Below are 12,589 nucleotides of genomic sequence, written 5' to 3' on the forward strand. Positions count from 1 at the left end.
CCACCCGCTACGACCGCTGCGCACACACCTTCTTCTCCGCCATCTGCATCGCAGCCAGTGTCACCTTCTATCTCAAAGAATGAGTCCTGACCCTAATCAACGGCACGGGTTGCGCAGAGAAACTGGAGACCCACGTCGACGTCTCCACGCGTCAACGGAGAGACAAATGACTGGATCCGAGAGTCTAAAGGAAGTCTACATTGACGAGCTGAAGGATCTTTGGTCAGCGAATGATCAGATGGTCAAGGTCGTCAAGGTCTTGGGCGGAAAGACCCACGATGGCAAACTCAAGGCGCTACTTGAGAAATCAGTTGCAGGTATCTTGGGTCACACCGCTACTCTGAAGTCATTGCTTGAGGCGAGCGGCGGCGAGGTGGCGAAAGAGCACTGCCTCGGCATGGAGGGTCTGACGAGAGAGGCTCTAAAGCACGGCGAGAAGGAAGCGCCAGAAGATGGTGATCTGCACGACATCGTGATCATCGCCCAATACCAGCCTATGTCCCACTATGGTTTGACTGGTTTTGGTTCGGCCTCCGCCTATGCCGGTGCGCTCGGGCTGAAGGATGACGTCAAGAAGCTGAAGGCTATTGTCTCAGACATCTACAAGGCCGACGAATACTCGAGCAAACTAGGTGAGAAGCTGGCGGCCCTGGCGGCTAAACATTAGCAGTCGGAAACTGTAATATTGGTGGAGCCACGTGATGTCTAAGAGCCCAGCCGACCGAAGGACGCCGAAAAAATCATCTGGCCGTGCTCCCACCGCAACCAAGAGTCTGGGCCGAGCGGCACCGGGATCCGAAGTAGCCAAAACTAGAAAGAGTGCTGCGCCGGTGCGAGGTCCGGGCGCAAAATCTGCGGTGCCTCGATCAAAATCTCAGGATGCAAAGCGTGGCACGACGGGAAGGGCAAAAGCTATCGAGAAAAAGAAGGGATCTCCGGCGACGGTCAGTACCAGCAGCCGGAAAGCGGCAGGGTCTGGGGCATCACCAAAGGGGCGCGCCAACACCAGGAGATCCAAGGTCGGCCAATCCAATGCGCCATCATCAAAAAAAACGGGTCCTGACAAGACGATCGCGGCTAAGAAGCGCGGCACACTGGCTGCGCCCCCGCGCGAAAAAGTAGCTGCGACGAAAGGTTCGGGGAGAACGGTCGTCGGCTCCTCGACAGGAAAAAGAACCCGGAACTCAGGCGGAAAATCGACAGGTCCGGTTGCAGCTAGGAAAGCTAGAGCCGGCGACGTCAAAGAAACCAGTGCCAAAGGCACATCGACAAACGCGCGTGCGACCGCCGTCGCGGCAGGAACGGCACTTGGCGCTGCTGCTAGCTCACGACCAGGAGTTGAACGAAAGGCAGTTAAGCGGGCTTCGGACGACAGTACAAGTCGAACGTCCGTCGCTCCGTCGCAAATGACAGGCAAGCGGGGTAGGTCTATGCCCGGCCAAGATCGAGACGCGACGCGACGGACCGAAAACCGGGCTGCCGTGAAGAAGGCGCCTGTTGACCTCAAGCGACCTGAACTCGCAGCAGTCTCCCCCGCGGAGGCCATGACGGCTGCCGCGATGGCACCCCTCATCGCCACCACCGTTGCGATGAGGACTGCAATGATGGCCGCCACGACTGCGGCTAACGCCGCAATGACCTCCATGAGCATAGGAGCTAATTTGCTTAGCGCCGGGCAGAAAACCGCTCCGGAAACTGATGCCGCATCCGTCGCTGAGGCACCGGCCCAGGATGAAGACGAAGAAAAAACGTCCCCTGTCGGGGGCGCTGCGGGTCCCGAAAAATAGGCACTGGTCTGACCCCGGCGAACTCTCCAGAAGCTGCAACTGCAACCAGTCGTCGAAGTCGGCTTCACCGCCTGGTCAGGTGAAGGTCGTGTCCGCCATCCTATCTACCTGGAACTACGAGAGGACAACGTAGCAACTGAGGTCGTTATGGAAGTTCCTGATCCGACGGCTGAACGGCGAGCAGTGACACCTGTCGCTTCCTCTAGCGAAAGGTCCGTGGGAACGTCGCCTTGGAAAGGTGCAGTTCCTCCACGTCGCAAACGAGCAAGCCTGGGAGAAGCAACATGATCGGGCCATCCGTCTAGATGGGGTAACGGGCCGGCTCGGGACCTGATCTAGCAGATTGGGTGGTCGTCCCTCAAATTGATGGTGTCATTGGACCGGAGTCAGGTTTTGCCCTGCTCCAAGCATCATTGGGGACGACCATGGAACAGTATGCAGGAATCGACGTTTCGTTGGAAAGCGTAAGTATCTGCGTGGTGGACGCAAGCGGCCGGATTATTCGCGAGGCCAAGGTGGCAAGTGAGCCAGGGGTACTGATCACTTGGTTCGGCCGGCTGGAGGTGCCGATGACGCGGATCGGCCTGGAGGCCGGTCCGCTCTCGCAGTGGCTGTATGCGGGGATGCAAAAAGCAGGGCTTACGGTGGAGTTGCTTGAGACCCGGCATGTGCGCGACGCTTTCAAGGCAATGCCGGTAAAAACCGACCGCAACGATGCCCGTGGAATAGCGCAATTGATGCGTCTGGGGTGGTTCCGGCCGGTACATTGCAAATCGCTGCCGGCTCAAGAGCTGCGCGCGATTTTGACTGGCCGCAAGCTGCTGCAGGGCAAGCGGCATGACGTGGAGATGAGCTTGCGGGGCATCTTGCGCGGCTTTGGTCTCAAGGTTGGCGCCACAACGGCGCGTAGCTTCGAGGGTCGCATCCGTGAATTGGTAGAAGGGCAACCGACGCTGGTGGCTGTGGCCGACGCTCTGTTGCTCGCGCGCGGGACCCTCGGCGAGCAATTAGGCAAGCTGCAGAAGCGGCTTGTCTCGTTGGCGCGAGATGACGCCCGCGCCCGGCTCCTCATGACAACGCCCGGCGTTGGCGTGTTGGTGGCGCTGACATACGTTGCGGCCATTGATAACCCGGGCCGGTTCAAGTCGTCAAAAGCAACTGGAGCGCATTTTGGCCTAACACCAAAGAAATACCAATCGGGTGAGACAGACGTCACTGGACGGATCTCTAAGATTGGAGACGCAAGCGTGCGAACGGCACTATATGAGGCCGCGAACGTTATCCTAACTCGGCCGGTGAAGGCCTCTTCGCTGAAGAGTTGGGCTATGCGAGTCGCAAAGCGCGCTGGTATGCGCAAGGCTAAAGTAGCTTTGGCGCGCAAGCTCGGCGTCGTCCTGCACCGGATGTTGGTCGACGGGACGACGTTCGTGGCCGGCAAGGCCGCTGCGGCAGCGTAACAGAGGAGAGATTGCGAGTTCGGGCGGCTACAAGGCACCGGTCGCCCGGAGCAGGTCCCGTCGCCGGGACGATGGATCAGGTCAGACCGCAAGACGGGAAGCGGCGCTTCGGCATTGACCGCGCTCCCCTAGATTGGCCGGCCGGTCCTCATCAGACCCCATCAGGTGGCGGCCATGGCGCCGACCCCGGACAGAAGCAAGACACCGGCGACAGGATCACGCTCAAAAAGGGATTGACACGTGGAGGCCCGTTACAGAAGCCCGTCTTATTCAGCGCATGCCGGGGATTCGCTGGCGGGTGTCGCGTAAAGCAATTGATCGCGCTTAGGGATTGGGTGTCGAAGCCATCCTGTCCACGCGAACGCGCCGAGCCACACCCGCCATGCCTGTTGATACGACCTTGCCGTTCCATTTTCCAGCCGTCGGTCGCAAGAAGCTGACCGCCGCCTTCGATGGTGGACGCATCACATCCGATGGCGGCGTCATGCTGCTCGGCGCGGTGGAGCGGCAGTTGGGGATCGCGGATAGGCTCGCGCGACTGATCCCCGATCCGCGCAATCCGTTGTTCGTGACGCACAGCATCGACGACATCCTGCGCGCCCGCATCCTTGCCATCGCTTGCGGCTACGAAGACGCTGACGACCTCGATCATCTGCGCACTGACCCAGGGTTCAAGCTTGCGTGCGGGCGCCTGCCGGACAGCGGTGATGATCTCTGCTCGCAGCCGACTGTTTCGCGCTGGGAGAACGCACCCACCCTGCGCGAGGTGGTGCGCATGACCTACGCCATGGTCGACCTGTACTGCTCCAGCTACGCCCGTCCACCCGCCGCCGTCACTCTGGATATCGACGATACCTGCGACGATACCGAAGCGTTCTTGCCAAGACCGGTCGGTGGCTGACGTCCGAGCAGCCAAACATCGCGACCCCAGCGGACTGGACGCGCGAGACCTGCGCCGCGTGGGTAGCCCGGGTCGTACGCATTGGCATCGGCGATTTCGTCCAGCGGCGCGTCGGTCTTGTCGGCCGCCTCGGGCGGCGTCTCGCGCCAACCACCATGTCGAGCTACATCAGTGCAACACGCACTCTGCTGCGCGATTGCCAGGAATGGGGCTGGTGCACACGGCGCTTCGACCCTGCGACCGCCCTGGCGACGCCGCGAAGTGTGCGAGCCATGCTTGGGCCCAAGCCGAGAGTCATCGCCGACGACACCTGGGCAAAGATCCTGTGGGCAGGACTGAACCTGGAAGCGGGCGATCTCGCCGACGCTGGTATTCGCGCCTATCCCCTTGAGCTTGTTCGAGCATTGACGCTGACTTGGCTGTTCGCCGGCCAGCGCAGCGACGAGATCATGCGCCTACGCGTCGGTTGCGTCCGTTGGCAACAGAGCGACGGTGCGAGCCCAGCTACACCAGTGTGCCTGCTCGATATCCCCGTCCACAAGACGGGTACTGCATTCACCAAGCCGGTCGATCCTCTCCTTGGCCGCAGCATCGAAGCGTGGCAGGCGATACGTCCGGTGCAACCGCCGATGATCGATCGCAAGACCGGTGAGGCGACCGATCTTCTATTTGCCTGTCGCGCCATTCCGGTTGCCCGGACCTACATCAACGCGACGATCATTCCGATGCTCTGCCGCAAGGCCGGCGTATCGCAAACCGATGTCCGCGGTCGTATCACCAGTCACCGCGCCCGTGCGACCATCGCCAGTCAGCTCTACAATGCCAAGGAGCCGATGACATTATTCGAACTGCAGGCTTGGCTCGGCCATCGCTCCCCGGAAACAACACAGCACTATGCCCAGATTACGCCGAACACATTGACCAAGGCCTACACTGAGCCTTGGCAGCACTACGATCTCGGTCACGGTTACTGCAGCTATACATTCTTCGAGCAGTGTCCGCACCGAATGGCTTGCGCACGTTGTGATTTCTACATCCCAAAACCAAGCAGCAAGGCGCAACTGCTCGAGGCCAAGGCAGACGTCGAGCGCCGGTTGGCGATCATCCCACTCACCGACGGAGAGCGCGCCGCGGTCGAGCAGGACCAGCAGGCCCTGGGCAAGTTGCTTGATGCTCTATCGAACACGCCAACCCCGGCAGGGCCGACGCCACGTCAGATTGCCCAACAACCATCGTATTCTGCTTGGCAGCCGTATTCCACATAAACGCACATTACAACGAGCGGTGCTTCCTGCCGATCCACGTGTACGACACGGCCACCTCGCGGCCGGTGGCGATCCTACTGCGGCCGGGCAAGACGCCGACTGGTGACGAAATTCGCAGCCATCTGCGGCGTCTGGTTCGCCGCATCCGGCAGCACTGGCCCGATACCCGTCTGACAATTCGCGGCGATAGCCACTACGGCCGCCCCGAGGTGATGGCCTGGTGCGAGGCGCATGGCCTGGACTACATCTTCGGCCTGTCCGGCAACGCCGTGCTCGACCGGCTGATGGAACCTTTCGCCGACGACGTGCGAGTGTGCCGTGCCGAGGCCCAAGCCGCTGCCGTCCGCCGCTACAGCGAGACCCGCTACGGCGCCAAATCGTGGAAATGCGAGCGCCGCGTGGTGGCCCGCATCGAGGCCACCACCAAGGGACTGGATATCCGCTACGTCGTGACGAACCTGCCCAAGGGCACCGCGGAATGGCTGTATGACAAGATGTACTGTGCCCGCGGCCAGGCCGAGAATCTGATCAAGTTGCACAAGACCGAACTCGCCTCCGACCGCACGAGTTGCCGCTCGCCGCTCGCCAACCAGGTGCGGCTGGTGCTGCATACCGCTGCCTACTGGGTGTTGCTGACCGTCCGTGACGCCATTCCCAGACCGCAGCCACTCGCAACCGCCCAGTTCAAAACCTTGCAGCTGCACCTGATCAAGATTGCCGCCCGTGTCACCGAGACCGCGACCAGGGTGCGCATCGCCTTTGCCACCGCCTGCCCCAACGCCGATCTGTTCAGCGGACTGGTGCGGGGGTTCCTGCCAGCAGGGCCGTGACCCGCGGGGCCTTTGCCCCCGAAACCGTCATGTCCCACCCAACCCTCAACGCCTGCCATTTTCGTTCTGAACAAGCGACAAAGAGGCGCGTCGAGCAGCCGCGCCCTACGCGTTTCCGCCTTTATCAGCGCTTACCGCTGAATAGGACGGGCTAGAGAGATGGATAACGAGTGGTGGCGAGCTTGGCTTGAACGGTTGCGTAAGGCGGAAGAGGTTGCGGAACAGAAGGTGCGCCGCCACCGAGATGAAGTCACAGAACCTCAGAGGCCGTTGTGACACGGGCCGAGCTCATGCAAAAGACTGCGCTGCAGATTGAAACTTTGGCCGGAGATATCGCAGCTTTGGAACACGCTGAACTTCCCCGCGCCAACCACCGGCTTGAGCGCCTGACGAAAGCGCTTGCTGTTAAGCGAGGCAGCCTTGAGGCGATGCTGACCTGCCCCCGAGATTTCGGACTATCGGAAGTGTGAGAGACTGGCTCCTGTATGGAGGGGGAGCGATGCGGAAGGTGAGGTTCACGGACGAGCAGATGGTTGGGATCATCCGCGAGGCGGATCGTGATCCGGTTGCGGATGTGGCGAAGCGGCACGGGCTCAGCGAGCAGACGGTCTACACGTGGCGCAAGCGGTTTGGGGAATTGCGGTCGGAAGATATCCGCCGGCTTCGGCAGCTCAAGACGGAGAACGGGCGGCTAAAGAAGCTGTTAGCCGAGCGCGATCTTGAGATTGAGGTGATGAAAGAGGTCGCGGCAAAAAACTGGTGAGCGTGCCGGTCCGCCGCAAGCAAGTGGATTATGGCCGGGAGCGTGGTCTCTCGGCGCGGCGGGCCTGCACGCTATTTTCGGTGGCGCGATCGGCGCTTGGATATCGCGGTTGCAAGACGGTCGGGGATGCGAAGGTAGTCGAGCAGATGCGGGCGCTGTCGGCGCAATATCCGCGTTATGGCTATCGACGCATCCGGATTTTCCTCGGCCGTGACGGTCATGCGATGAGCCCTGGACGGGCCTATCGGCTCTGGCGGCTGGCAAAGCTGCAGGTTCCGCGTAAGCGGGGGCGCAAAGCGTGGCAGCGTCGCGACCTCGGCCGCAGACGCCGACAGCCGGAAACCAGGTCTGGAGCTACGACTTCGTGTTCGACCATTGCGCTAGCGGCCAACGGCTGAAGTGCCTGACGGTGACCGACGAGTTTACCAAGGAGGGGCTTGCGATCGATGTCGGTGCTCGCATCCGTTCGGCCCGCGTGATCGAAGTGCTATCGGGACTGGTCAGCGAGCGCGGTGCACCGGCGTTTCTGCGCTCCGATAATGGCCCGGAATTTGTCTCTCGGGCGCTGCTGAGTTGGATCGACGCTCAAGGGATCCACACCGCGTTGATCGACCCTGGCAAGCCATGGCAGAATGGTGTCGGCGAAAGCTTCAACGGCAAGTTCCGCGACGAATGCCTGAGCCTCGAGTGGTTCCGATCACGAGCGGAGGCGAAGGTTGTGATCGAGACGTGGCGGCGGCATTTCAATAACGTGCGTCCGCATTCGAGCCTGGGCTATCAGACGCCGGCGGCGTTCGCTGTCGGCCTGACACGAGCAGCGTCCGGTGAAGAAACGGGGCAGGTCAATGCGGAAAAGAGAGGCGCTCTCCATCGAGGTCTCCCGCATACTTGCGAGGAACAACAGCGTGAGGGGGCGGGCGCTAGCAACTACGGAGTAAGCTGCCGCATCACCTCCAGGACTTCCTTGGTTCGATAAGGTTTCCTGAGGAATCCCGGTGGCGGATCAAGCTTGCCGAGGCGTTCCCAGAGATCGAGGGCATACCCGGAGACGACGATGATCGCGATGCCAGGATGGAGTTGCCGAGCACGCACGGCAACGTCGATGCCGTCGATCTTACCTGGCATCCGACGTCAGTTACGAGCACATCGATATCGTTTGCTTCCCAAGGAGGCTTAGCGCCTCGTCGCCCGTCGCGGCTCCAATGACATTCAAACCCTCGTCTCTAAGGATCTCCACAATCATTTCCCGGTTATGGGCTCGTCCTCGACCAGCAAAACTTGCAACGAGCGACGCGTAAGTCTCTGTTCCTATCAAAGGGCGAGAAGTGGATTGACAAAAACACGAAAGCGATAGCGGAGTGCGCGTCGCTGTGAGCGGCCTAAAAAAAGAGGCTCACGCTACCGCGAGCTTCTACCTTTACTCAGCCTCATCACCGGCGCGGGCCCAGGGCGTCGGTGACTGAGAGGCGATTGCCTCCCGCCCTGCACAAGTGTGGAGGCGAGCATGGCCAATTACCGGATTGGTGCTGGGCGCATCTTGAGCGGGTCTGACGCCCAATGCATTGACGACCAGGAGGCATGTGCTGCGGCTGAGAGCGAGATCAAAGCGAGAGAGCAGGCTGAGGTATGGGTTGGCACAAGGTGTGTCGGAAGAGTTCGGGGTGACCCGCAATCGCCCTCCTCCTCGCCTTGCATGGGGCGCCGCGGCGTTCTGCTGTGATGCGTGACTAGACAGAACCCTCATTCATTGAACCCTCATTCATTCCGGTATGCCGCCATGTGTTCCGGGATGATCCCGCCACGTTGGGGTGGCTCTTTCGACAATTTTGTTTTGGATTGATCGTCGAAGAGCTTCGGTGCACGGACATAGAGAACGGAACGGTTGTCCCGGCAGGCCTTGTGAGCGATGGCGCACCCCAGCCAACTTTTCCCCACCCCGGTTGGCCCGCTGATAATTAAATTCTCATGAGCCTCGAGCCAGCTTCCTTTTAGCAGCTCTTGAACCAAATGGCGGTCAAGCCCGCGTGGAGCGCGGTAGTCGATGTCTTCGGGCGCCGCTTGATGGCGGAGCTTGGCGTGCCGGAGGCGAGCGCCCATGCGTTTGTCCTGGCGATAAGCGACTTCGCGATCGAGGAGCATGGCAAGCCACTCGCTGTGCTGGAGGCCGGCCGCCTCTAGGTCCGTGATGAGTTCCGAGAACTACCTCGCTGGTACGATCGACCAGTGGTTTTTCCAGGCCGAAGGCTTGGGCGTTGTTTTCATCATGAACGCCGCCAACACTGCGGAAGCGCATGAAATCCTCAAGAAATTGCCGCTAGGTGTCGCCGGCATGATGGCACCGTGCAGCGAACGCAAGCGGCCGGGCGAGGGTGATGCGCCCGCCCGGCCTAACCCTGGACGAGGATGCAGCTCTCCCAGAGTTAACGGTCACTTTAGCACGCAGGTTGGTGCCCACGCAGTCTCGCGGCACGCGCGTCGTCACCGAGGTGGAACAGTAGTGGCGAGGAGATCGCGAAGCTGCCTCGGTTGGCTCAGGCGCCGGGGGCCCCCCTTTAGGTTCATCAGTCGGCTCAGCCTGGATCACTTTTTTGGCTCGCGAGGTGGTTCAGCTTGAGCGGATCGAGCGGATCTCTCTATAGGAAGCGTGGACCCTCCCTCGGGAGCGGTCTCCAATCAAAATTAGGAAAGTTCGGTGCCAGAGAAGTTGGTCGACGTGCTGAAACATGACGCTGTGGTCCTTCATACTTTTCCTGTAACTATAGGGGGGGAAGAGGCCGAAGTTGATGACTCTAATTTTCAAGCAAAGGCCGCTCAAGCCGCAGCACATGCTCGGTTAGTGCCGGCAGAGGACTACGATAAGCTCAACACCAGAATCCACGTAAGCAGAGGCGGCCCTCTCAAACCTTACGGTGACGACAGAGACCTGATGATTGAGACCAAGCCGAGCCTAGAACAAGGGGTGCGGGAGCACGCTTACCTTTTGTGGGAGAGGGACGGCTGTCCTGAGGGCCGGGCGGATGAATACTGGCATCAGGCTCACGAGCATCATCTTCGCGAGCGAGCCTATGTGCTCTGGGAGCAAGAAGGGCGCCCCGAGGGTCGGGGCGACGAGTACTGGCATCGCACTGTGAACTTCGAGCAGGACTAAGGACTTACCGCATCGGCCGGGCGAGGGTTAATATGCCAGCCCGGTCGGCCCTGGGGGAGGAGGTCAAGCAACTCAAGGGCGGAGGTAGGTTATAAGGCCACCTAGGTGCTTACAGCGACTTGAGACCCAGCTCAAACTTCCCAGCTCCGCGAGGTTTTGCGTACCGAGCCCGGAAACGTTGCTATTGTTCGATGCTGATTGCACCATGGCGGCGCAAACGAGGAGCCCCATCGCATGGTGAAAATAGACGCGCTCCAATCTGCGCTTCTGATTGAAACCGCCATCAAGACCGGCCTTCAGCACTATGCGGCACATCTGATCGCGGCCAGCAAACGAGGCCATCCTCTGAATTTTGAGAATCTTGAGAGGATTCGGTTAGCCGCCGAGACTAGCGTCAAGAACATTTCTATCCCAGGAATCAGTATCGAAGACGATGCCGATGTGATCAACGCTGCGGTCCGCGATTTGGAGGAATCCATTGAGAATATTCTCAAGGCTGTTAGGAAAGAGTTCCCCAAACTTTAGTTCAATGCTTCAGCTTCGCCGCTTACTCCGGCAACACCTCAAGCGCAGCCTCCGTCGCCGACACCCGCCGATGGATCGGCAACGGATGGCGCGCGGCTTGTTGAGATTTCCAGCGCCGGACTGTATCGCATGCAACACCACCGGCCGCGGTGAGCAAGAGACGACACCTGCTTATCAAGCGAAGATGTGCCGTCTCGGGGGACGGTCAAGATGCTCCGGTAAGGCCTCCTTGATGGCCGCCTGCGGCCCTGAGGTTTCGGTTTTATAGGTTTAATGTGAGGCGCTGTGACATATTCCACTGCGATCTTGATCATCATCCTGTGCTTTGCCATTCCGGCCTTTCTTAGCTATCTCGTTGCCAAGCGGATGGCGACGGAATCTCGAAAGCGTTACCATGAGGTCGGCATCGCGGTGTTCCTGCAGCTTGGAGTCGTATTTGCTGTCCTTCTCGCGTTCGTTTTCAACAACGTTTGGGAGCAGTTCAATTCGGCGGATGACGCAGTGGACAAGGAGAGCGTCGATCTCGTGAGCGCTGCGAATCGTGCAGCTTATTTGCCCGAAGGGTGGGGACTGGAAATACGGTCGGCGCTGGCCAGTTATCTAGCAAATGAAATCAGTGACGAGTGGCCTGCAATGAAGCGTCGTGAGATCAGCCGCTCCACAACACTCGCTTACACTCACCTTTTCGAGACGGCCGCAGCTATTCCCCCCCTCCAGCACCTTTGTCGCGAGCACTCGAGAGAGCGTGCTGCAGTTGATCAGCGATGTGCGGGACCAAAGGCAGCTCCGTTTGTTCCAACTCAAGACAAATGTGCCTGCCTTCCTGTGGGGCCTTCTGATTGCATTTTCGAGCGTGTTGACGATCTTCATCGTCCTCAGCGGGGTAGGACATAGCGTTGTTCAGTCGCTGCTGGTGGGTGTCTTCGCGGCCTTTCTCGTGGCCATCATGCTCACCATCCACATGTTGGACTTTCCATTCGAAGGCAGCATACGCGTGTCTTCTGAGCCGCTGCGAACTGCACAGTCTCACATCGACGACATCCCCCTAATTTACAGCGCCGAACGCCGCTCGTCTCCGTAGCGGAAGCCTCATTGCCGAGGAGAGAATCTCGAAATCCGGTCAGGGAGCCCCGCCGCTTGGCGATCGCCGCTGAGCCGGTCTCGGCCAGCGATTTGACCCTGGCCGTCGCGCACGTGCACCGGCGGCGACTGTTTCTTGAAGCGATGAAGAACAACCGGCTGAAAGAGGCAACGTCCGGGAGCGTGCTAGTCTAGACCAGATGTTTGGTCCCGGGATTTGGTGGTGCGGATTTAGAGCAAAAACCGACCGATCCGACTCGAAAGTTCTTCCCCGACGCGGCGGCGATCTGATTCTTTGTGCGTGCTGGAAGGGGGCAGCAAAGCATGGGACGCGCTTCAACTCGCGATTCACTGCCGCCCAGTCGGGCTCAACCCTTCGCCGGTGGCCCCGCTTCGTGCCCGCTGGACCGTAGAGACGGGTCTCAAGATCAGGCTCGCTCAGCTCCAACGGCAGCGGCCATGACAGGCCAGAACGCCGAAACCGTTGGAACATCTCCCGCAGGGTCGATGGTGCCACCCCGGTCCGACGGGCCACTTCTCGTGCCGCCAAGCCGGCGTCTAGCCTCAACCTCAACATCTCGCGCACTCGGCGCATCGCGATCCTCTCCGTTGGCATCGGCCCCTCCAAAATGAAGCGACCTTATCGAGCCAACGAATGCCCCGCCCGCCCACAAACCCGGGCGGCATCATCCCGGGATGGTGGGCGGGATCATCTCGGAACCCTGGGCGGGATCAAATCGGAATGAATGAGGGTTCTGTTTAGTCCCGCATCACAGCAGAACGCGGCGGCGCCCCATGCTGCGGGAGTGAACAGAAGCCTGATTGAACGAAGC

10 protein-coding genes and 3 pseudogenes are annotated in these 12,589 nt (G+C 60.2%); 11 read left to right on the forward strand and 2 right to left on the reverse strand.

From position 1 onward, the window contains the following. Positions 1 to 166: 166 nt before the first annotated feature. Complete coding sequence (locus tag GSQ83_RS08920) at positions 167 to 667, forward strand: ferritin-like domain-containing protein (RefSeq protein WP_158802549.1); 501 nt, start codon at positions 167 to 169, stop codon at positions 665 to 667. A gap of 207 nt (positions 668 to 874) precedes the next feature. Here GSQ83_RS08920 and GSQ83_RS08925 read toward each other — a convergent pair whose 3' ends face one another. Next, entirely contained in the window at positions 875 to 1,258 is a 384-nt protein-coding gene (locus GSQ83_RS08925) for a hypothetical protein (protein ID WP_158802550.1), read from the reverse strand. Between the two features lie 954 nt (positions 1,259 to 2,212). Between GSQ83_RS08925 and GSQ83_RS08930 the strand changes: the two genes are divergently transcribed. The 6 genes and pseudogenes from GSQ83_RS08930 to GSQ83_RS08955 all read left to right on the forward strand — a co-directional run. Further along, entirely contained in the window at positions 2,213 to 3,244 is a 1,032-nt protein-coding gene (locus GSQ83_RS08930) for an IS110 family transposase (protein ID WP_158802556.1), read from the forward strand. 382 nt (positions 3,245 to 3,626) lie between these two features. Next, positions 3,627 to 4,106 (forward strand): annotated as a pseudogene (locus GSQ83_RS08935) (transposase); the annotation flags it as partial. A 194-nt stretch (positions 4,107 to 4,300) separates the two neighbouring features. Then, positions 4,301 to 5,410, forward strand: coding sequence for a tyrosine-type recombinase/integrase (locus tag GSQ83_RS08940; protein WP_216850006.1), 1,110 nt, complete (start codon positions 4,301 to 4,303; stop codon positions 5,408 to 5,410). Further along, positions 5,410 to 6,240 (forward strand): annotated as a pseudogene (locus GSQ83_RS08945) (IS1380 family transposase); the annotation flags it as partial. The gene GSQ83_RS08940 and the pseudogene GSQ83_RS08945, both read left to right, overlap by 1 nt. A gap of 290 nt (positions 6,241 to 6,530) precedes the next feature. Beyond that, a complete protein-coding gene (locus tag GSQ83_RS08950; RefSeq protein WP_158802551.1) occupies positions 6,531 to 6,710 on the forward strand; it encodes a hypothetical protein in 180 nt (59 codons plus the stop codon). Positions 6,711 to 6,739: 29 nt separating this feature from the next. Beyond that, positions 6,740 to 7,799 (forward strand): annotated as a pseudogene (locus GSQ83_RS08955) (IS3 family transposase); the annotation flags it as partial. Positions 7,800 to 8,758: 959 nt separating this feature from the next. Here GSQ83_RS08955 and GSQ83_RS08960 read toward each other — a convergent pair. Then, positions 8,759 to 9,190 carry an ATP-binding protein gene (locus tag GSQ83_RS08960; protein WP_158802558.1) on the reverse strand — a complete coding sequence of 144 codons (432 nt, stop codon included), beginning with the start codon at positions 9,188 to 9,190 and terminating at the stop codon, positions 8,759 to 8,761. A gap of 739 nt (positions 9,191 to 9,929) precedes the next feature. Here GSQ83_RS08960 and GSQ83_RS08965 point away from each other — a divergent pair. The 4 genes from GSQ83_RS08965 (at position 9,930) to GSQ83_RS08980 (ending at position 11,951) form a co-directional block, all read left to right on the forward strand. Then, entirely contained in the window at positions 9,930 to 10,151 is a 222-nt protein-coding gene (locus tag GSQ83_RS08965; RefSeq protein ID WP_158802552.1) for a DUF2934 domain-containing protein, read from the forward strand. Positions 10,152 to 10,385: 234 nt separating this feature from the next. Further along, positions 10,386 to 10,676, forward strand: coding sequence for a hypothetical protein (locus GSQ83_RS08970; protein WP_158802553.1), 291 nt, complete (start codon positions 10,386 to 10,388; stop codon positions 10,674 to 10,676). Between the two features lie 745 nt (positions 10,677 to 11,421). After that, positions 11,422 to 11,757, forward strand: coding sequence for a DUF4239 domain-containing protein (locus tag GSQ83_RS08975; RefSeq protein ID WP_158802554.1), 336 nt, complete (start codon positions 11,422 to 11,424; stop codon positions 11,755 to 11,757). A 56-nt stretch (positions 11,758 to 11,813) separates the two neighbouring features. Further along, on the forward strand, positions 11,814 to 11,951 hold the full coding sequence (locus GSQ83_RS08980) for a hypothetical protein (RefSeq protein WP_158802555.1): 138 nt from the start codon (positions 11,814 to 11,816) through the stop codon (positions 11,949 to 11,951). Positions 11,952 to 12,589: the final 638 nt, after the last annotated feature.

This window comes from Acidisoma sp. L85 (assembly GCF_009765865.1).
Lineage (GTDB): Bacteria > Pseudomonadota > Alphaproteobacteria > Acetobacterales > Acetobacteraceae > Acidisoma.